At 66.5% G+C, this 20,491-nt stretch carries 14 protein-coding genes and 2 pseudogenes; 12 read left to right on the top strand and 4 right to left on the bottom strand.

Annotated features, from left to right (window positions below):
- Window positions 1-7: 7 nt before the first annotated feature.
- Genes E6B08_RS09385 through E6B08_RS09395 form a run of 3 tightly spaced genes read right to left on the bottom strand, consistent with a single transcriptional unit; the run spans window position 8 to window position 3,387 of the window.
- Window positions 8-1,117, bottom strand: a complete 1,110-nt coding sequence (locus E6B08_RS09385) for an aminotransferase class I/II-fold pyridoxal phosphate-dependent enzyme (protein ID WP_136913751.1) — start codon at window positions 1,115-1,117, stop codon at window positions 8-10.
- A gap of 18 nt (window positions 1,118-1,135) precedes the next feature.
- Window positions 1,136-2,014 (bottom strand): formylglycine-generating enzyme family protein, encoded by an 879-nt coding sequence (locus tag E6B08_RS09390; protein ID WP_136913752.1) that lies wholly within the window; start codon window positions 2,012-2,014, stop codon window positions 1,136-1,138.
- Window positions 2,011-3,387, bottom strand: coding sequence for a dipeptidase (locus E6B08_RS09395; protein WP_136917365.1), 1,377 nt, complete (start codon window positions 3,385-3,387; stop codon window positions 2,011-2,013). The genes E6B08_RS09390 and E6B08_RS09395 overlap by 4 nt, the downstream gene beginning before the upstream one ends.
- Window positions 3,388-3,533: 146 nt before the next feature.
- Between E6B08_RS09395 and E6B08_RS09400 the strand changes: the two are divergent.
- Window positions 3,534-5,140 (top strand): annotated as a pseudogene (locus tag E6B08_RS09400) (PvdJ/PvdD/PvdP-like protein).
- Window positions 5,141-5,189: 49 nt separating this feature from the next.
- Here the strand turns inward: E6B08_RS09400 and azu are convergent.
- On the bottom strand, window positions 5,190-5,639 hold the full coding sequence (gene azu / locus E6B08_RS09405; protein WP_136913753.1) for an azurin: 450 nt from the start codon (window positions 5,637-5,639) through the stop codon (window positions 5,190-5,192).
- Between the two features lie 282 nt (window positions 5,640-5,921).
- Between azu and E6B08_RS09410 the strand changes: the two genes are divergently transcribed.
- From E6B08_RS09410 to E6B08_RS09455, 11 genes and pseudogenes are all read left to right on the top strand, one after another.
- On the top strand, window positions 5,922-7,463 hold the full coding sequence (locus E6B08_RS09410) for a BcsE family c-di-GMP-binding protein (protein ID WP_136913754.1): 1,542 nt from the start codon (window positions 5,922-5,924) through the stop codon (window positions 7,461-7,463).
- Window positions 7,460-7,675 carry a cellulose biosynthesis protein BcsF gene (locus tag E6B08_RS09415; protein WP_136913755.1) on the top strand — a complete coding sequence of 72 codons (216 nt, stop codon included), beginning with the start codon at window positions 7,460-7,462 and terminating at the stop codon, window positions 7,673-7,675. Before E6B08_RS09410 ends, E6B08_RS09415 begins: the two co-directional genes overlap by 4 nt.
- On the top strand, window positions 7,668-9,263 hold the full coding sequence (bcsG, locus tag E6B08_RS09420; RefSeq protein ID WP_136913756.1) for a cellulose biosynthesis protein BcsG: 1,596 nt from the start codon (window positions 7,668-7,670) through the stop codon (window positions 9,261-9,263). Before E6B08_RS09415 ends, bcsG begins: the two co-directional genes overlap by 8 nt.
- A gap of 18 nt (window positions 9,264-9,281) precedes the next feature.
- Entirely contained in the window at window positions 9,282-9,482 is a 201-nt protein-coding gene (gene bcsR, locus E6B08_RS09425; RefSeq protein ID WP_136913757.1) for a cellulose biosynthesis protein BcsR, read from the top strand.
- Window positions 9,479-10,207 (top strand): cellulose biosynthesis protein BcsQ, encoded by a 729-nt coding sequence (gene bcsQ, locus E6B08_RS09430; protein WP_136913758.1) that lies wholly within the window; start codon window positions 9,479-9,481, stop codon window positions 10,205-10,207. The genes bcsR and bcsQ overlap by 4 nt, the downstream gene beginning before the upstream one ends.
- Window positions 10,208-10,490: 283 nt before the next feature.
- A complete protein-coding gene (bcsA, locus tag E6B08_RS09435; protein WP_416194377.1) occupies window positions 10,491-12,815 on the top strand; it encodes a UDP-forming cellulose synthase catalytic subunit in 2,325 nt (774 codons plus the stop codon).
- The gene (gene bcsB, locus E6B08_RS09440; protein ID WP_136913760.1) at window positions 12,812-15,166 is read left to right on the top strand and encodes a cellulose biosynthesis cyclic di-GMP-binding regulatory protein BcsB; all 2,355 of its coding nucleotides are present in this window, start codon (window positions 12,812-12,814) and stop codon (window positions 15,164-15,166) included. The genes bcsA and bcsB overlap by 4 nt, the downstream gene beginning before the upstream one ends.
- Before the next feature lies 1 nt (window position 15,167).
- The gene (gene bcsZ, locus E6B08_RS09445; RefSeq protein ID WP_136913761.1) at window positions 15,168-16,256 is read left to right on the top strand and encodes a cellulose synthase complex periplasmic endoglucanase BcsZ; all 1,089 of its coding nucleotides are present in this window, start codon (window positions 15,168-15,170) and stop codon (window positions 16,254-16,256) included.
- Window positions 16,244-19,159 carry a cellulose synthase complex outer membrane protein BcsC gene (gene bcsC / locus E6B08_RS09450; protein WP_238349296.1) on the top strand — a complete coding sequence of 972 codons (2,916 nt, stop codon included), beginning with the start codon at window positions 16,244-16,246 and terminating at the stop codon, window positions 19,157-19,159. The genes bcsZ and bcsC overlap by 13 nt, the downstream gene beginning before the upstream one ends.
- A complete protein-coding gene (locus tag E6B08_RS31070; RefSeq protein WP_238349297.1) occupies window positions 19,156-19,812 on the top strand; it encodes a cellulose synthase subunit BcsC-related outer membrane protein in 657 nt (218 codons plus the stop codon). Before bcsC ends, E6B08_RS31070 begins: the two co-directional genes overlap by 4 nt.
- 421 nt (window positions 19,813-20,233) lie before the next feature.
- Window positions 20,234-20,357: pseudogene (locus tag E6B08_RS09455) on the top strand (dimethyl sulfone monooxygenase SfnG); the annotation flags it as partial.
- Window positions 20,358-20,491: the final 134 nt, after the last annotated feature.

Here is a 20,491-nt window from a genome sequence, read left to right on the forward strand (position 1 = left end):
AGTGAATTCAGGCGTGCTGCATGACGCGCAAGAAGGACCGCACGAACACGTCCATCTGCTCTGCGCTGCCGACGCTCACGCGCATCCAGTCTGGCCAGGCGTGGAACACGCGGCCCACGCGTACCCCGCTGCCTTCCAACGCCTCGATGACGGGCGCGGCGGGGCGCTTGAGGGCCACCATGAAACAGTTGGCCTGGGCGTCGGTGCAGGTGTAGCCGGCAGCGCGCAGGCGGGCGAGCGTGCTGTCGAGGTTGGTGCGGTTGGTGCGTTTGCGTTCGGCCACCAGGTCTGGCTGCTCCAGGCTGGCGATGCCACCCAGGGCTGCGGCCAGGCTGATGAAGTTGCGGCCATTGAAGCGTTCGAGCGCCGCGAGCACGTCAGGCTTGCCGACCGCCAGCCCCAACCGCGCACCCGCCATGCCATACAGCTTGGAGAACGTACGCAGCACCACCACGTCATCGTGCTGCACTGCCAGGTCCAGGCAGGGCTGGGTATCGGAGAAATGGATATAGGCTTCGTCGATGATCGCCAGGCAGCCCGCCGGCTTTTGGGCGACGAGTTGTTCGATGTCGGCGCGTGGGGTGAGGGTGCCGGTCGGGTTGTTCGGATTGCACAGGTAAAGCACCCCAGCCTGGGTGTCGGCGGCGAGCATGGCGCGCACGTCATGGGCGTGGCGGGCATCCAGGGGCGTTTCGTGCAAGACGGCACCGATGGCCTTGGTGCCGGCGGCTACCGAATCGTAGGTGGGCGTGCAGATGACCACGCTGCGTTCGCCTGCGTAGCTCGCCAGCCCGTACTGCAAGGGCGCGCGTGAGCCGCTGAACACCGCGACATGGTCCACGGGGACCTGGTTCTGCCTGGCGAACAGTTCGATCAACCGTACCTGCTGCTCGTATTCATAGCGCCCGCTGTGCCGGGCGCCCAGTTCCATCGCCTTGACTGCAGACGGTGTGGGTCCGTAAGGGCTTTCGTTGTAATCCAGGCGAACGATGTCATCGCCAGCGAGCGGGCCTTTGATGCTTGGCGCCGCGCCAGTGGCTGCCCAGGCGGGCAGGGCGGGGGCGAGGCTGGCCAGGGTTGCGGTGGTGACGAAGTTGCGTCGGCTCAAGGCAGTCATGGTAGTTCTCCTGTGAGATCAGTCCTCGTCGGCACCGTCGAGGTTGCGGGCCACGCGAAAGCCCAACCAGTCGCCGCGCACTTCGGGTTTGCGCTCGTTGCGGTTGCCCGAGCGCGAGAAGATCGCCGGTTCGCTGTAGTCGTTGCCGCGGATCTGCCGATGCTCGCAGGTGCCACCGGTGGTCCAGGCACTGCCATCGGCGGGAGCGCCGACATAGTCGGTGTGCCAGCAGTCCTCTACCCACTCGTAGACGTTGCCGTGCATGTCGTACATGCCAAAGGCGTTGGCCGGGAAGCTGCCGACCGGCGAGGTGAACGAGAAGCCGTCGGCGGGGCCGTAGACGTTGGCATGCTTGCTGATGGCGTACTCGCCTTCCTTGTCGAACGGGAACGGAAACGCACCCTTGGAGCCTGCGCGGGCAGCGTATTCGCGTTCTGCCTCGCTGAGCATGCGATAGGGCTTGCCGGTGGTCTTGGCCAGCCAGGCGATGTAGTCGCGGGCCTCGAACCAGGTCATGCACACTGCAGGCTGGCGTGGTCCCTGGGCGTAATGGGGCTTGCCGTTCTGGCACAGGCGGCCGGGGCGCAGGTCGCCGTCGGGCAGTACCGTGCCGGTGGCCTCGGCGTAGGCCTGCCATTGTTCGGCAGTGATGTTGAAGCGGCTGACCGCGAACGGGCGGGCGAAGGTGACGGTGTGCTGCGGGCCCTCGTCGTCCTGCTTGCCGACCTCATCATTCGGGGTGCCCATCACGAAACTGCCCGCGGGCAGCACCACCATTTCCGGGCAATGCTTCTTGCAGTCGGTGAAGACCTTCCCTGGCTCCGTGGGGTCGGCAGCCGCGGCGTGGGCCGACAATGACAGGCAACCTAGGGCAAACAGCAGGTTGAGGCGATTCATGGGTGTCCTTTCAGGTGAGCGACAGGAGTGGTGGCCGGCTTGGCGGCCTTCTGGGCGGCTTCCCAGGCACGCAGGAAGTTGCCGCCCCAGAGCTTGGCGATGTCTTCGTCCGAGTAGCCGCGCTGCATCAGCTCGGCGGTGACGTTGCGGCTCTCGCCGACGTTCTGGTATCCGATCACACCGCCGCCGTCGTTGAAGTCCGAACTGATACCGACATGGTCGATACCGATCTTCTTCACCGCGTAGTCGATGGAGTCGACGTAGTCCGCCAGGGTCGCCTCTGGCTCCTGGCGCAGGATGTCGTAGAAGGGCGTGAGGAATTCGCCGAACTTCTTCTCCGACCAGATCGAGAACACAGGATCGGTGGTGGTGCCCATCTGCGTCTGGTTCTGCACGTCGGGCAGGCCGTAGCGAGCGCGCAGGTCGTTCATCCTGGCGATGGTTTCGCGGGAGAACGGCTTGAGGTACTTGGAATAGGCGACGATGTTGACCACACCGTCGGTGGCCTTGATGTTGGCGAGGTCGGCGTCGCTGAGGTTGCGGCGGATGTCCATCATGCCCTGCACGCCGGTGTGCGAGGCGATTACCGGGGCGCGGCTCAGGTGCGTGACCTGGGCCAGGGCCTGGCTGGACATTTGCGACACGTCGATGACGATGCCCAGGTCGTTGAGCTTGGCCACGGCGCGGCGGCCGATGTCCGACAGGCCGCCCAAGGGGTCGACCGAGTCGCCGAGGAACGGCAGCGGGCGGGCGGAATCGACCCAGCTGTTGTTGCCCACGTAGCCAGGGCCGAACACCCGCACCCCGCGCGCGGCCCACAGGTCGAGCTTGTCGATATCGTCGCCCAGGGGCGCTGCATTGAGCATGCTGATGACGATGGCGAACTTGCCTTCGCCCGCCAGGCGGCGGAAGTCCGCAGGGCTGTAGGCGATGCCGGCCTGGTTGGGGAAGTCGCGGGCGATGCCGGTGACGATCTTGTAGCGCACCTCCAGCTCGTTGGCCATGGCCGCCTGGAAACCCTCGGTAGGGCGGTGCGGCCAGTTGGGCCCGCTCCAGAACTCGGGCCACGACCAGATGGCGATGTTGGCGCCGCGCAGGCGCGCCTTGCCGGCCTTGACCAGGTCGAACTGGGTCGGGCCGTCGCGGTCGGCTTCGCGGCCTTCGCTGCCAAAGTTCAGTGGCACATCCAGGTGGGCGTCCAGCGCCAGGATGCGTTCTTGCAAGGCATTGGCGCGTTGCTCGATGTCGCGGCTGAAATGGGGCTTGGCCAGGTACACCCAGTACCACCAGGCACCGACGCCTGCGCCTGTCAGCAGAACAACCAAGACCACCAACCATGGCCACTTGCGCGATAGAACCCGGTGTTTCGTCATTGCCATTTCGACCCGCTTTCAGGACGGCCCCATGCCGTTCGAACTTGTTGGGTGAAACGAGCCGACGCGCGAAGAATTTACAAATGCCTAAATCGCCTCGACAACCATTCGTTTTCGCAGCAGTAGTCACGTAATGAGTACAGTGGATGAAGGTGTCACGTCGAGGATTGCTGGCCGGTCTTGGGGCCGCCGGTGTACTGCTGCCCGCGGGTTATTACGCCCGGCAGAAATGGGTCGCGGCCCAGGAGGCCGAGCTCGCATCCGACGAGCCCACGGTGCAGGTCGCGGACTTGCCCAACGCGCTTTTGGGCGAACGCCTGGCCGGGATCTGGGACTGGCACTTGCTGGAGGGCGAGCAGGCGCTTGCCGAGCTGGCCGGCCACTGGAGCTGCTGCTGGACGTGGGCCAGGGCGCGCGGGCGGTGCGCGGCTTTCTCGGGGCGCCGCCGTATGGCGACGGCTTGCAGGTCTATGGCCCCTTGGCCGCAGAGCGCTTGCCCCATGTGCGTTTCAAGCTGGTGGCGGCGTCTGGCCAGGCGTATGACTGCGAGGCGGTGCTGGACGAGATCTGGACGGTGTGGAGCCAGGGCGGCGGCGAGGCGACGATCAGTGGCCAGGTGCGACCGGCAGGCACCCAAGCCGGGTATTCCGGGCCTCAGGCACGTTTCGTCGCCAAGCGCCGGCCCTTCGTCCAGGCGCGTGAGCGGCTGGCCTATGTGCCTGAATTGCACGAGCGCCTGATCTCGCCAGGCTGGCGCTACTTTCACCAGCTATGGCACGCGGCCCGCGACCGCTGGCATCGCATCGACGCGTCGCGCCGCCAGGCCGTCCGGGCTCTGGGTTGGCAGGCCGGGCCACTGGGCAAGGAACGCAATGCCCGTGGCCATGAGCGTCACAGCAACGGCTCGGGCGAGGACTTCTTGTTCATGCACCGGCACATGCTGCATGGCGTGCGCGAGGTCCAGGACCTGCGCTCGTGGCCGAGCATGCCGACCCCTCGGCCTTATGTCAGCGAGAACGTCCAGGCGTTCGCCGACTACGTGAGCAACCGCAGCGGCTACAGCGTGCCACCGGGCTGGCAGGCCAATGGCGATGAACACTTCAATCAGTGGCTGTACCACATCAAGAGTCGTGAAGGTCTGTACGCCAATTTCCAGTTGTGGGAGTCGCAACTGCATGACCCGCAGTACCTCAGCACCCTGTGCCTGGGCGAGCTGGGCTCGCGCATCGAGTTGGGCATCCATGACTGGTTGCACATGCGCTGGTCGGCCATGGGCCGTGATCCGCAAAGCGGCTGGCCGATGCCGTATGCGCGGCGCAACTACGACTTCGCCGAACGCTGGTTCGCGGCCGACAATGATTTTCTCGGCGATCCGTTTTCTTCCCACGTGAACCCGGTGTTCTGGGCGTTCCATGGCTGGATCGACGACCGAATCAACGACTGGTTCCTGGCCCATGAGCAGGCGCATCCAGGTGAGGTGCGGCAACTCACCGTCAAGGGCATTCCCTGGTTCGCGCCGGGGCGCTGGGTATGCGTGGCCGATCCGTGGCTGGGGCCATCGAGCCAGGGTTGTGGTGCCTGGGGCAGGCCGAACGGGGGTGGCAGCGAACTGGACATCGAGACCATGAAGCTGGCGTTGCAGGTCATCTTCAGCCCCGAGCAGGAGGCCGATCGCCTGATGCAGCGCGTGCCCCAGCGCCGCCCGTGGTTCGCCCGCCACCTGGCGCGCGGCCCTCGCCGCGACGGCCTCTGAAGGATGCCATCGGCGGTGGTTACCTCTCGGGGGAACCACCGCGACCTGCTCAGCCTTCGATGGTCAGGGAGCCCTTCATCAGGGTGGCGTGGAAGGGATAGGAGCAGAAGAACAGGTAGTCTTCACCCTTCTTCAGCTTCTGGGTGTCCAGGGTCACCGTCGCGGTTTCGCCGCCGCCAATCAGCTTGGTATGCGCCAGTACCCGGGTGTCCCCGGGTTTGATGTAGTCATTGCTTTCGCCGGCCTTGGCGCCGTCGTCGACCACCCCCTTGAGGTCATCCTTTTTACTCAGCACCCAGTTATGGCCCATGACGTTCTTCGGCAGGGTGCCTGGGTGTTCCAGGGTCACCTGAAACTGCTTGCAGCTGGCAGGTACGGCGATGGTCTTGAGGTCGTAGGTCATCTGATCGGTGCCATGGATGGTCACCGAGCACTGGGCGTCGGCAAACGCGAAACCGGAAAGCGTCAGTGCAGCCAGGGCTGCGGCAGTGCGAAGCATGGTCTATCTCCAGAAATGAACGGGCGGCGTTGTCGAACACCGGCCTAAGCATGACGAAGCCCGGTGGCGACGCTTTAGCGAAAAAGGGCCGGACGCCGCAGGCGATCGACCGCCGGCACCTGCGTCAATCCGCCGCGACAGCGCCTCTACACCGCCCGCTGCAATGCAAAGCGCAGGAATACGTCTACATTCATCTGGGTAACGGAACTTGTTAGCCGCATCTGCTTTCGCAGAGGACCTTGCGGCGTCTGGACGGATCTTGCCATCTGGAGGTGGCCCGCTTTGTTTGCATCGACCCTGGCCGTACCCGGGCTGCCCGAGAGACAAGCGGGCATGCGCGTCGGTGGCCTTTACTGGCTGACTTGCGAAACCCAGGAAACCGCCGACCGCCTGAGTCGTCAGGTGCTCGCCGCGCAGCCTGTTTCGGTGCGCGCGGTGCTGGTCAATGCCGCAGGTTCCGCCCGTGACCTGGTCGCGGCCATCGACCCCGCGCAAGGGCCTGGCCGACTCGGGCTGTTCGATCTCAAACCGCAGGACCCGGTACCGATGATCCTGGCCCTGCTCAAGGACGTGCCGCGGGTGCGCGGCGGCAATCGAGCGCTGTGGGTCGTGCGCGTGTCGCTCAAGGGCTGGGACGAGATGGTCGCCGAATCGCTGGCCACTTGGTGCCGGCGCGCCCAGGCCTGGTTGGCGCGGGTGCAAAGCACCCTGTTGGTGGTGGGCGACCAGCCGCCGCCGGCGCTGTTCGACATGCTGCTGCGCTACAACGACAGCGTCTCCGGTGTAGGGCAGATCTACATCACCCAAGGTGCACGGCACCTGCTGCAGCACTTCTGGAGCAACGAAGCCGGGGTCAACGGCCCCCACGACTACCTGATGCCGCTCGAAGGCGACAACCTGCGGGCCATGGAGGTGCCTCAGGCCGAAGACGTGCCGCCGACCGCCGACGACCAGCGCCTGGTGCTCGCGCAAGCCGCGGCCCTGGGCGGTGAACCACGGCCGACCAAGTTCTGGCAGTTGTTCGAGGAAGACGATGCGTTCATCGAACGGGCCCTGCAGGCCCAGGTGGCGACGGTGGTGTTCGCCCTCACCAGCAACGGCCAGGTGCCGGCGCTCGCCAGCGAGCTGTATCGACTGCGCAAGCATTGCGGCCGCTCGCTGAAACTGCTGGTGCGCGAGATGCTGCCCACCCTGCGACAGAATGACGAACAACTGTTGCTGGCCAATGGTGCCAACCTGGTCGTGCCGGCCGGTACGGCATTCCTGCGCTTTCTCACCCTGCTGCGCTCCATCCAAGGGCATCACTGGCGTCGTGACCTGGCCGATGAGCCGTCGGCGGTACTGCAGCGTCTGCGACCTTTGCCGGTGCGCGGCGCTGTGTCGCCCAAGGCCTTTGCCGCTGCGGTGAAGAAAATGACCGACAACACGGCCGGTACCGAGGTGCGCAATCAGCTGTTGCGCCTTAAACCGCTGCCGGCGCTGCAAGGTGAACAGTTGATGCAGCAATTGGCATTGCGCCGCAATGGCGACATCGCCTGCGTCGCCGGTGGCCAGCTTTACCTGTTCCTGTTCGCCTGCAGCGAGGCGGCGCTCGATGCGGCGCTGCGCAATGTGCTGCGCCTGCCCTGGCAAGAACTGCTGGCCGGTTTCGACATCCTCACGCCCTACAGCGTGTTGCCGGGCAAGCAGTTTCTGTCCGATCGGGCGCCCGCCGAGCGGTTGCCACCTGCTCCGGCCCAGGATGACGAGGAGAACGCCAAGGCCGTGTTCCAGGCCCTGCGACCGACGCCAGCGAGGTTGGACAGCCTGGAGGTACGCCGATGACCCAGGAGTTGCTGCTTTGGGTGATCGGCCTGACCGCGCTGCTGACCGCGCCGGCAGCCATGCTCGCCTTCGCCCTGTTCCAGCACCTGGCACCTTGGCTGCGCCGACAACTGCCGACCCGCCACCTGGTCGGGCGCGGTTGGCGCCGGGTGACCGCGACCACCCCCCAGGCCGATGCACCGGGCGCCACGCAGGAGCGGCTGCATGAGTGAAGCCCTGGCCGCGCGCAAGGGGGTGCATTGGCCGGAGCTTGGGCACTGGAATCTGTATTTCCTGGCCAAGTTCGTGCTGCTGTGGATGGGCCTGCTCGACTTCAACGCATTGCTCAACCTGCTGTTCGCTACCGGCCTGCTGCTGCCGTTGCCAGGTGTGTGGCTGCCGCGCCTGCGCCAGGTGATCGCCGTGCCGCTGGGCGTTGCGCTGTTCTACAAGGACACCTGGTACCCGCCGTTCCGCCGGCTGTTCGAGCAGTCCGAGGTGCTGGCGTTTTCCTGGGCCTACGTGGCCGACCTGCTCAGCCGCTTCGTCAACTGGGACGTGGTCGGGATCATCCTCGCCCTGGTGCTGGCCTACCTGTTCATCGCTCCCTGGCTACGCCTGACCCTGCTCAACGTCACGCTGCTGCTGTGGGTGTACCTGGCCGGGGCGCTGCCGGCGGTCGCCCCCAGTGCGGTGGCGGTGGCCAATGCCGATGGTACCCAGGGCTCGGCCAGCGGACCGGCCAGCAGCAACGCCATCGACGATTTCCTGGACCAGTTCTACCGCGACCAGGCTGGCAAGGTGTCGCGCTTCCCGGCACGCAGCGACAAGGGCGAGCCGTTCGACCTGCTGGTGCTCAACGTCTGCTCGCTGGCCTGGGACGACCTGGAAGACGCCGGCATGCGCGACAACGCCTTGTTCCGGCGCATGAACATCGTCTTCGACAACTTCAACTCGGCCACCTCCTACAGTGGCCCGGCCGCTATCCGGATGCTGCGTGCCAGTTGCGGCCAGCCGCATCATGTCGACCTCTACGAGCCGGCCAACGAGCAGTGCATGCTGTTCGACAACCTCGCCAAGCTCGGCTACAGCCCTGAGCTGATGCTCAACCACAATGGTCCGATCACCCGCAAGTACCTGACCTTCCTCGCCGGCCAGCACCTGCCGGAGCGGCTGATGGACAGCGACGACTTCCCGGCGGCGCTCAAGGCCTACGATGGCGCCAACATCGCCCGCGACCAGGACATCCTGCAGGCCTGGTGGCAGCACCGGCTCAAGGAGCAGAAACCGGCCATTTCGCTGTTCTACAACACCATCACCCTGCACGACGGCAACCGCATCACCAACCCCGACGGCAGCACCCGGCGGGCGTCGTTCCAGGAACGGGCGAAAACCTTCCTCAACGACATCGACGACTTCATCAGCCTGATGCAGCAGAGCGGCCGCCGCGTGGCCCTGGTCTTCGTGCCCGAGCACGGCGCCGCGGTGCATGGTGACCGCATGCAGATTTCCGGCATGCGCGAGATTCCTTCGCGCTCGATCACCCACGTGCCGGTGGGTATCAAGCTGATCAACATGGGCGAGGACGACTCCCAGGGGCCGCTGCACGTGACCACGCAAACCAGCTACCTGGCTGTCTCCGAAGTGGTTTCGCGGCTGTATGCGCAGCAGGGTGGGGCGCTCGACCTGCCCGCGCTGATCCACGACCTGCCGACCACCGCCCCGGTTTCGGAGAACTCCGACTCGGCGGTGGTGGAGTTCCAGGGCTTGCCCTATGTGAAGCTCAAGGGCCAGTCGCAGTGGATGCCGTATCCGAAATGACTCTGTGAAGGAGCCTACATGGAACCTGATGATCGCCTGCAAGGCAGCGATGACATCGCCCAGCTCAAGGAGCGCCTGGGTGATGAGGGATTGCGTTACCACGACATTACCCGTGCAGCCGAACTGCGAGCGGTGTGCGCGCGCTGGCCGTTGTTGGCGGAAAGCGAGGGGCTGGCCATGCTCGACGCGCCCGCGCCCGACGGGACGTTCGCCGCATGACGGTGCTGGCGCTCAGCGGGGTGCGTGGCGGCGTCGGCACCACGTCGCTGGTGGCGGCGCTGGGGTTTGCCCTGCGCCGGCTGGGGCAGCGGGTGCTGCTGCTGGACCTGTGCCCGCAAAACCTGCTGCGGCTGCATTGTAACCATGCCTTGCAGGCTACCGAGGGCTGGGCCCGTGCGGAGTGTGATGGTCAGCTCTGGAGCGAGCCGTTGCTGCAGGTGGCCGACGAACTCTATTTGCTGCCCCACGGGCGGCTCGAGGCAGCAGAGCTGGGCCAAATGGGCCAAGCCCATGGCGCTGGCGCAGCGCTTTGGCCACAGCGCCTGGGCCAGTTGCGCCGGCACTTCGACTGGTTGTTGCTCGACCTTCCCGCAGCAGTGCCGGGGTTGGCCATGCCGGGCTTGGGCGGTGAGGTCGAATACCTGCGTGTGCTCGAGGCCGATGCGGCCTGCCACGCCTTGCTCAGCCTGGACATGGCGGGGCAGGGCACCTTGCTGTTGAATCGCTTCGACCCGATCAGCCCCTTGCAGCGCGACCTGTTGCTGCTCTGGCGTGAGCGCTTCGGCGCACGCCTGGCGCCGCAAGTGGTGCACCGCGATGAAGCCATGGCCGGCGCGCTGGCCTGGAAAAGCCCGCTGGGGCACTACGCCGGCGATTCCCTGGCCGCCCGGGATGTCGGCAGCCTGGCCACCTGGTGCATCGGCCAGTGGGGGGCGGTGCGATGAGCAGCTTGCGCCTGGTCGCCTACCGTCAGTATCGCCAACGGGGTGCCCGGCCGCTCACCGCTGGGGTGCTGAGCGCCGCGCTGGCCCTGGCCTGGGTGGTGCTGCGCCTGGACTCGCCGCAATGGCAGAGCGTCCTGCGCCATCGCGAGCAGTTCTACCCGCAACTGGCGGACAAGCGCCCGACCCTGGGCGACTTGCTGCGCGGGCCGATCCAGACCCTGTGGTTGCTGGTGGTGCGCCCGCCGCGGCGACACCGGGCGCCGATGTCGGCCGTGGCGCGGCCATGCGCACCTTGCGCCGCAGCGGCGCCTGGTCGCTGGCGCGGCTGGGTGAGGTGCGCGGTCGCATCGCCCGGAGCATGCGTGCGCTGCCCAAGCGTATCGGTCACAGCGCCACCCTGGCACGCACCCAGCAGCGGCTCAAGGCCAGTGGCAGCACAGCACAACGGGTTTTCTACTGGGCGCTCGGCACCCTCGGCCTGGTGGTTGCGGTGTTGTGCATCACCTCGCCGTTCGATATCGCCGCGCAACTGGCTTTCGTCCTCACCCTGTGGTTGCTGGCGATGCTCATGCGCTACATGCCAGGACGTTTCCCGACGCTGATGCTGATCATTCTGTCGATCACCATTTCCTGCCGCTACCTGTGGTGGCGCTACACCTCGACCCTGAACTGGACCAACAGCCTCGACCTGGTGCTCGGCCTGACCCTGCTGCTGGCCGAGACCTATTCGTGGATCGTCCTGATTTTCAGCTTCATCCAGAGCATCTGGCCGCTGCGCCGACCGGTCGCGGCACTGCCCGAGGACGAGCGGCTGTGGCCGAGCGTGGACCTGGTGATCCCGACCTACAACGAAGACCTGTCGGTGATCCGCACCACGGTGATGGCCGCCAAAGGCATCGACTGGCCGTCCGACAAGCTCGGCATCTATCTGCTCGACGATGGCGCGCGCCCCAGCTTCAAGGCCTTCGCCGATGAGGTGGGTATCGGCTATATCGACCGCCAGGACAACCGCGGGGCCAAGGCCGGCAACCTCAACCACGCCTTGGGGCAACTGAGCGGCGAGCTGGTGGCGGTGTTCGACTGCGACCACATTCCAGTGCGTGCTTTCTTGCAGATGACCGTCGGCTGGTTCCTCAAGGATCCGAAGATGGCGCTGGTGCAAACGCCGCATCACTTCTTCTCGCCCGACCCGTTCGAGCACAACCTGGGCTCGTTCCGCCGCAAGCCCAACGAGGGCGAGCTGTTCTATGGCCTGGTGCAGGATGGCAACGACCTGTGGAACGCGACCTTCTTCTGTGGCTCGTGCGCGGTGCTGCGCCGCAGCGCACTGGACGAAATCGGCGGCTTCGCCACCCAGACCGTCACCGAGGATGCCCACACCGCGCTGCGCCTGCACCGCCATGGCTGGAACTCGGCCTATATTCGCATCCCGTTGGCGGCGGGGCTTGCCACCGACAGCCTGGCAGCCCACGTGCGCCAGCGCATTCGCTGGGCGCGCGGCATGGTGCAGATCTTCCGCCTCGACAACCCGCTGTTCGGCCGAGGCCTGAGCCTGTTCCAACGGATCTGCTACGCCAACGCCATGCTGCATTTCCTGTCCGGGCTGCCGCGTCTGATATTCCTCACCGCGCCGCTGGCCTTCCTGCTGATGCATGCCTACGTGATCTATGCCCCGGCCTTTCTGCTGTTGCTGTACGTGCTCCCGCACATGGTCCATGCCAGCATGGTCAACTCGCGGGTGCAGGGCCCGTACCGGCAGACCTTCTGGGGCGAGGTGTACGAGTCGGTGCTGGCCTGGTACATCGTGCGGCCGACCCTGGTGGCCTTGTTCGCGCCCAAGCGCGGCACGTTCAACGTCACCCTCAAGGGCGGCCAGACCGACAGCGACCAGCTCGATTGGCAGGTGGCCAGGCCCTACCTGTGGCTGGCCGCGATCAACTTCGTCGGCCTGGGCTTCGCCGCGTGGCGCTTCGCCTATGGGCCGAGCAACGAGTACGGCACCGTGATGGTCAGCTCGTTGTGGGTGATCTACAACATGCTGCTGATCGGCGCGGCCCTGGCGGTTGCCGCCGAGGTGCACCAGGTGCGCCGCTATCACCGGGTACCGGCGAGGTTGCCGGCGGCCTTGCGCGTGGCTGACGGCCATCTCTACCCAGCGGTGCTGACCGACTACTCCGATGGTGGCGTTGGCCTGGAGCTTGCCGAAACGCGCGACCTGGCCGAAGGCACCGAGGTCATGCTGGTGCTCGAACGCGCCGATCGCGAATACGTCTTTCCCGGCCAGGTGGTGCGTGCCCGTGGGCGCAACCTGGGCATCAGCCTGGCGGTGCTGGATCAGCAGCAACGCATCGACTACGTGCAATGCACCTTCGCCCGCGCCGACAACTGGCTGAACTGGACCGACGCCCACGTACCGGACCGCCCGTTGCGCAGTTTCTTCGACGTGTTGGCCTTGGGGTTCACAGGTTACTACCGCGTGCTGGAGTACGCCCCTGCCTGGATTCGCCTGCCGTTGCGCCCTATGGCAGCGCTGGCGCGCTGGCTGGCGAGCTTCCTGCCACGGGCGCCGCATTCCATTTCACCTGACTTACGGAAGAGCTCGACATGATCGCTCCGCGCCTGCCATTGCTGGTTCTGGCCTTGCTGTTCAATGCGGCCATCGCTGCGCCCGCCGTGGCGCCACCGTCGGCCAAGACCTCGCCACCACAGGCGCCGCAAGCCGCTGCGGTTCCTCAGGCCGGCGAGGCTACCGAGGCCAGCGAGGCCGCGCCGCAGCCCGGCGTGCCGCACTGGGTGCGCAACCAGACCTTCGAGGCCCTGGGCCGCGGTTCGGACAGCCTGTTGATGGGCGTGCGCAACAGCGACCAGGTCGAGTTCGGCCTGCGCCGCGACCGCCTGGCCTCGGCCGTGGAGCTGGATCTGCGCTTCACCCCGTCGCCTGCGCTGGTGCCGCGCCTGTCGCACCTGCGGGTGTACCTCAACGACGCGATGATGGGCGTGGTGCCGATCACCGAAGACGACATCGGCGTACAGCGCGACCACAAGATCAAGCTCGACCCCAAGCTGGTGCAGGACTTCAACCGGGTCCGCGTGGAGTTCGTCGGCCACTACACCGACATCTGCGAAGACCCCGCGCACAGTTCGCTGTGGCTTAACCTCAGCCGCGAGAGCCGGATCATCGTCGATGAGCAGGCCCTGGTCACCGACAACGACCTGGCCTACTTCCCGCTGCCGTATTTCGATGCCCGCGACACCGGCAAGGTGCAAATCCCCATGGTCTTCGCCGCAAGCCCCAGCCTTGGCGAGCAGAAGGCCGCTGCGATCATCGCCTCCTACTTCGGCAGCCTGGCCAAATGGCGCATGGCGACCTTCCCGGTGCTGTTCGACACCTTGCCGGCGGCCAGCGGCGAGCAACCGCTGCCCAGCATCGTTTTCGCCACCAACGATCATCGACCGGCATTTCTCGCCGACAAGGCGCGTTTCCCGGATGTGGCCGGGCCGGTGATCCAGCAGATCAGCCACCCCGACAACCGCTACGCCAAGGTATTGCTGGTGCTTGGGCGCAACGAGGAAGACCTGGTCAAGGCCGCCTCGGCGCTGGCGGTGGGCACCGACCTGTTCCGCGGGTCGCAGGTGGCGGTGGACCAGGTCGAGGCGCTCAAGCCCCGCGAGCCCTATGACGCGCCCAACTGGGTGCCCACCGACCGCCCGGTGCGCCTGGCAGAACTGCTCGACTACCCGGGGCAGTTGCAGGTCAGCGGCTTGCGTCCCGCGCCCATCGAGTTGTCGATCAACCTGCCGCCGGACCTGTTCGTCTGGCGGAACCAGGGCGTGCCGCTGCGTACGCTGTATCGCTACACACCGCCCGTGGTCACCGACGAGTCGCGCCTGACCATCAGCCTCAACGACCAGTTCATCGGCAGCATCCCGCTGCCCGGCTCCGATGGGTTCGGCAGTGCCTTGCAGACCCTGCGCGCCAACCTCTTGCCCGGCGATGCCTCGACCCTGGAAGACAAGACCCTGGTGCCGGCGTTGAAGGTCGGCGACCGCAACCGCCTGCGTTACGACTTCAGCTTCGCCAGCCGTATCGGCAATGCGCAGAACGGCCAGTGCCAGACCTACCTGCCGGCCGACGTGCGCGCCGCCATCGATGAGAACTCCACCATCGACCTGTCGGGCTACTACCACTACATCGCCATGCCCGACCTGGCCGCATTCGCCCGCAGTGCCTTCCCCTACAGCCGCCTGGCCGATCTGTCGCAGACTCTGCTGCTGGTGCCTTCCAAACCCACCCCGATGCAGGTCGGCACGTTGCTCGACCTGGTCGGCGGCATGGCCTCTCGGATCGGCTATCCGGCGCTGGGCCTGACCTTGTCGGATGACTGGGCCAGTGCCACCACGGCCGATGCCGACCTGCTGCTGCTCGGGCCACTGCCCGAGGAGCTGCGTGATGGCCGCCAACTGAACCTGCTGCTCAGCCGCTCCAGCGACTGGCTGCGTCAGGCCCGCTCGCCCTGGTCGACCAACGTGCCGAGTTCGCAGCGCCTGCGCGAAGGAGGGCGAAGCGAGCCGGTGAGCCAGGTGAATGTCACGGCACGTGCCCCGATTGCCGCGATCACCGGGCTGCAGTCGCCGTTCCATGGCCAGCGCAGCATCGTCGCGCTGCTGGCCAGCGATGACGGTGACTACCAGCTGCTGCGCGATACCCTGACCGATCCGGGACGGCTGAACGACTACGTGTTCGGATCGGTGAGCCTGATTCGCAGCAGCGGGGTCGCCAGCCATTACGTGGGCGATACCTACTATGTCGGCCACCTGCCGTGGTGGATGCTGTTGTGGTTCCACCTTTCCCATCACCCGGTATTGCTTGCACTCGGTGCGGTGCTGAGCATGTTGTTGCTGGGGATCGTGATCTGGCGCTTGCTGGCCTGGGTGGCGCGCCGGCGCCTGCAGGGTTGACATGCGCAGGCTCGGGCTGGTGCTCGTGTTGTACCTGCTGGCGCCGATGGCGTCGGCGACCTGCTGGCCGCAGTGGGAGACCTTCAAGACGGCACTGGTCAAACCCGATGGCCGGGTGATGGACCCGGCCCAGGGCATCAGTACCTCCGAAGGCCAGGCCTATGGCATGTTCTTCGCTTTGGTGGGCAACGATCGCGCCTACTTCCAGCACATCCTCGGCTGGGCCGAGAACAACCTTGCCGGGGGCGACCTGCGCAAACGCCTGCCCGCCTGGAAATGGGGCCAGGATGCCCAAGGGCGTTGGGGGGTGCTGGATGGCAACAACGCCAGCGATGCCGACCTGTGGATGGCCTATGCGCTGCTCGAAGCCTCGCGTCTGTGGGCGGTCAGCGAGTACCGCGTGCTGGGCGAGCAGATTCTTTGGCGCGTGGCTGCGCAGACCCTGCGCCCGCTACCTGGCCTGGGCCTGATGCTGCTGCCGGGCGACCAGGGTTTCGTCACGGCCAAGGGCACCCGCCTGAACACCAGCTACCTGCCGCCGCAGCTGCTGGACCGCTTCGCCCAGGTGGCGCCGGTCTGGGCCGACCTGGCGCGTAACAGCCGCACCTTGCTGCTGCGCAGTGCGCCGAAAGGATTGGCGCCGGACTGGCTGTTGTGGGGCAACGACGGCAAGCCGGCCAACGATCCGGACAATGGCACCCGTGGCAGCTATGACGCCATCCGTGTGTACCTCTGGCTGGGCATGCTCGGTGCGGGCGCGGCCCAGCGTGATGAACTGTTGCAACGCTATCGGCCGATGGTCGCGATGACCCTGGCCGAGGGCGTTCCCCCCGAGAAAGTCGACATCGTCGAGGGCACCGGTAAGGGCAAGGGGCCGGTGGGATTTTCCGCGGCGATGTTGCCGATGCTGGTGGCGCTCGATGAGCAGGCTGGTCTGCAGGCGCAGCGCCAACGGCTGCAACAGCACCCGCCCACCGGTTACTACGGCGGCATGCTGGCGCTGTTCGGCCAGGGCTGGGACCAGGCGCGCTACCGCTTCGATGACAAGGGACGACTGATGATTCGCTGGGATGCACAATGCGCAGACTGATCACGCTGGTGTTGCTGGGCTCGCTACCGGCTGCGTTGCTGGCGGCGCCGGCCGACCGGGACGAGCAGCGTGCCTGGCTGTTGCAGCAGATCCGCCTGGGCGAGGCCACGCACCGCGAGTCGCTGGTGGAAGACTCCCTGGCCCGCCTGCGTCTGCTCGAACCGGACAACCTCGATGCGATTACCGCGGCCATCCGCCAGGCGCTGCGCACCCAGGAGGTCGACCGGGCGCGCCAGCTGTATGGCGACCTGCAACGCATCGCCCCTGGCAGCCCGCAAGACAAACAAATGGCGCGCCTGCTGGAGATGTACAGCGGCGACGGCGAGCAGGCCTTGCAACAGGTGCGCCTGCTGGCCACTGCAGGGCGTTTCGAGGAGGCGCTGGCGCAGTATGAAGCCGCGTTCGGCAAGGGCGAGCCGCCTTCGCTGGAACTGGCCTTGGAATACTGGCGCATTCGCAGCCGCCTGCCGGAGCAATTGCCGGTCACCATCGATCACTTGCGCCAGCTTGACCAGCAATACCCGGGCAGCCCCGAGTTGCAGCAGTTTCTGGTCGAGCAGCTGTTTCGCGCCAAGCGCAACGACGAGGCCCTCGCGGTGCTGGCGCGCATGGCCGAGCAAAGCCAGTCGCGGCAGGTGGCCGCCGACCTCGAATTCGGCTACCTGAGCAAGCAACCGACCAGCGACGCCAGCGTGCGCGCCTGGCAGGCCTACCTGGAGCGCTACCCCGGCGCCAGCCACACCGCCCAGGTCGAGGAGCTGCTGGCCGGCCAGCGCAAGCTGACCGGCGACCCGGCCTGGCGGGCCGGGCAGGAGGGCATCCAGCTGCTGGTGGCCCGGCGCACCCCAGCGGTGGCCGAGCGCAAGCTGCGCCAGGCACTGGCGGCCTACCCGCAGGATGCCACGCTCAAGGGCTACCTGGGCCTGGCCCTGGCCCGCCAGGGGCGCAGGCAGGAGGCGGTGCAGTGGCTCAAGCAGGCGGTGGCCGAAGAGCAGGACACCTACATCCTCAGCAAATGGCATGACCTGCTGGCCTCCACCGAGTACTGGCTGGTGATGCAACGCGGCAAGCAGGCGCTGGATGCAGGTAACTACAACGGCGCCGAACAGGCCTATCGCCAGGCCATGCAGCAAGACCCCAAGGAGCCCCAGGCCGTTGTCGGCCTGGGCAATGTGGCCCTGGCCCGTGGTCAGCGCAGCCAGGCTGAAGGGTACTACCAGCAGGCGCTGCGCATGGACCCGGGCAACGACAGTGCTACCTGGGGCCTGGCCAAGCTCTATCAGGGACAGTCGGCCAAGCGCTATGAACAGTTTCTGGCGACCTTGTCGCCCAAGCAACGCCAGGCTTTCGCCCGCTCGCAGAGGCAGGGCGGCGGTGGCGGTACGGCCAGCGATGGGCAGGTCGAGCGCCTGCGCGAGCAGGCTCGGCAGGCGCTGGAGCGCCAGGACTGGGCAGCGGCGACGCCGTTGCTGCGCGAGGCCCGGCAACGTGCGCCAGACGATCCCTGGCTGGCCGCCGACCTGGCCCGTGCGCTGCGCGAGCAGGGCCAGCAGGCCCAGGCCGATGCGGTGTTCGACGAGCTGCTGGCACGCCAGCCCGACAATGCCCAGGCGCGCTTCGCCCATGGCTTGCACCTGGAAGCCACTGGCCGCTATCAGGCTGGCCTGGACAGCCTGCAGCGCGTGCCGACCAGCACGTGGAACGACGGCATGCGTCAGTTGCAGCAACGCCTGCAGCGCCAGGCCAGTCTGGAACGAGCCCGCGCACTGTTCGCCCAGGGCGATGTGCAGGGCGCCGAAGCCCTGCTCGAGCAACGTATCGCCGCCAGCAACGATCCGAAGCAGAAGCTCGACGATCTGCGTCAACTTGCCGGTTGGGCCAGACAACGTCAGGCATTGGACGCTGCCGATGGCTATTACGCACGCATTTTGACCCTACAGCCGGGCGATGGCGATGCCCGGCTGGGCCGCATCGAGGCGCAGATCGCTCGGGGTGACATCGACGCTGCACGCCAGGCCCTGCGCAGCGCCCCGCCTCGGTTCGAGTCTGCCAGCTACGACGCCCGTCGGCGCTTGGCCAACGCCTGGGCAGCGGTGGGCGAGAAGGACAAGGCAGCCAGCCTGCTCGCGGACCTGGCCAAGGAGCGCACGGAGCCGGACGCCTTGCTCTACCGCGACCTGGCGCAGATGCAGCCACGCAGCAATGCCGAGCAGGCGCTGGACTACTACGCGTTGGGCATGCGCGATGCTGGCCTGCTGACCGCCGAGCAGGCCAGCCCGCGTGACGACATCGCCCTGACCCGGGCCAGCCGGGCCAAGGATGACGACGACTGGCTCAAGCGCAGCCTGCGCAGTGACGTCGACCGCCTGTACCAGTGGAAGAGCCCCACGGTGACCATCCACCAGGACTACGGCTGGCGCGACAACGACGGCTCGTCGGGCATTTCCGACCTGACCACCTGGACCACCATGATGCATGCCGAGATGCCGGTGGCCGAGGGCCGTGGCTTTGCCCGGGTGGAGCGGGTATCGCTGCGTACCTCGAGCTTCGACACCGATGCCGACGGCCTGCACCGCGAGGCCTACGGTAGTTGTTCGTTGCGCGGCAACACCACGTCGGGACCGGTGCCGACCGGCTGCCCCGGCGGCTCGGAAAGCGCCGATGGCACCACCCTGGCGGTGGGCTGGCAGACCGATCGGTTCAGCGCCGACATCGGCACTTCGCCGTTGGGCTTCGAGGAGCAGAATATCCTCGGGGGTATCAGCTACAGCGGCAAGCATCTAGGCACCGGCTGGACGGTGACCGCTTCGCGGCGGCCGATGAACAACTCGCTGCTGTCCTATGCGGGGCCAAGGACCCGCGCACGGGCATCAGCTGGGGTGGGGTCACGGCTACCGGCGTGACCTTGAACCTGAGCCGCGACCAGGGCGGCGACGATGGCATCTGGGCCAGCCTGGGCTACCACTTGCTGCGCGGCGAGAACGTCGAGGACAACAGCCGCTTCCGTGCGATGGGCGGCTATTACTACCGGCTGATCCAGCGCGTCGACGAGGAGCTGCGGGTGGGCGCCAGCGCGATGTACTGGACCTACGATCGCAACCTGGGCGGCTATACCTTGGGCCAGGGTGGCTACTACAGCCCGCAGCGGTACATGTCGGTGGGCTTGCCGGTCAGCTATGCGTGGCGCAATGCCGACTGGTCGGTGTACCTGGAAGGGTCGTTGAGTTATTCCTGGGCACGCAACGACGCCGAGCGGGCCTTCCCGCTGGACTCGGTGAACGACGACATTCTCGCCCAGTACCCGTCGCTGGTGTCGAGCAACATCGGCGTGATGCGTGGTGGCGACAACAACAGCGGCGCAGGGTACATGGCACAGGCGTTCGTCGAGCGGCGCCTGGATGACCACTGGGTACTGGGCGCGGGCTTCACGGCCCAGCGTAGCGAGGACTATGCGCCCAATCGGGTGCTGATGTATCTGCGGTACAGCTTCGATGTGTGGCAGGGGAACTTGCCGTTGCCGGTCAATCCGCTCAAGCCGTATGCGGATTTTCGGTGAGGGTTGGGTGAGGGTTGGGTGAGGTTGGTGGGGGTGGCGAGCAATTGTAGGGGTGCTGGGTGGGTTCGGCGCGAGAGTTGCTGTGCCGCCGGGTGGGTTCGGCACGAGATTTGTCGCGCCGCATAGATCGAGCGCCGCCCGCGCGGCGCATCGCGGCGCAAGGCCGCTCCTACATTTGTTGCAACGTGCCTATGTCAGTTAGGCCATAGTTGTTCGCCTTTGGCGGCACCACGGAGCAACGTGGTGCGCCCCGCGCCAACACAAATATCGCGGCGGGCCAACAAGGCTGACAACTATGGCCTACCCGACATGATTGGCCCGAAACAAATGTAGGAGCGGCCTTGCGCCGCGATGCGCCGCGCGGGCGGCGCTCGATGTATGCGGCACCACACCTCTCCAGTGCACACCCAGCCACACTCACTACAACCTGAAACCCAAACCGCTGCAGCAACCGCATCCGGAGATCTTCCAGGGCGGCAGCTCGCGTGCCGCGCGCGACATGGCGGCTCGGGTGTCGGACTGGTACTTCACCAACGGCTGTGCAGGCGGTGGCCTGATGCAACATGAGGCCGCTTTGCGGCCCATCGCGACACAAGGCCGCTCCCACTTCGATCGGCGTACGCAGGCCTATGTAGGAGCGGCCTTGTGCCGCGATCGGCTGCGCAGCAGCCCCGGCATT

Origin of the sequence: Pseudomonas putida (assembly GCF_005080685.1) — a bacterium.
GTDB classification, from domain to species: Bacteria; Pseudomonadota; Gammaproteobacteria; order Pseudomonadales; family Pseudomonadaceae; genus Aquipseudomonas; species Aquipseudomonas putida_V.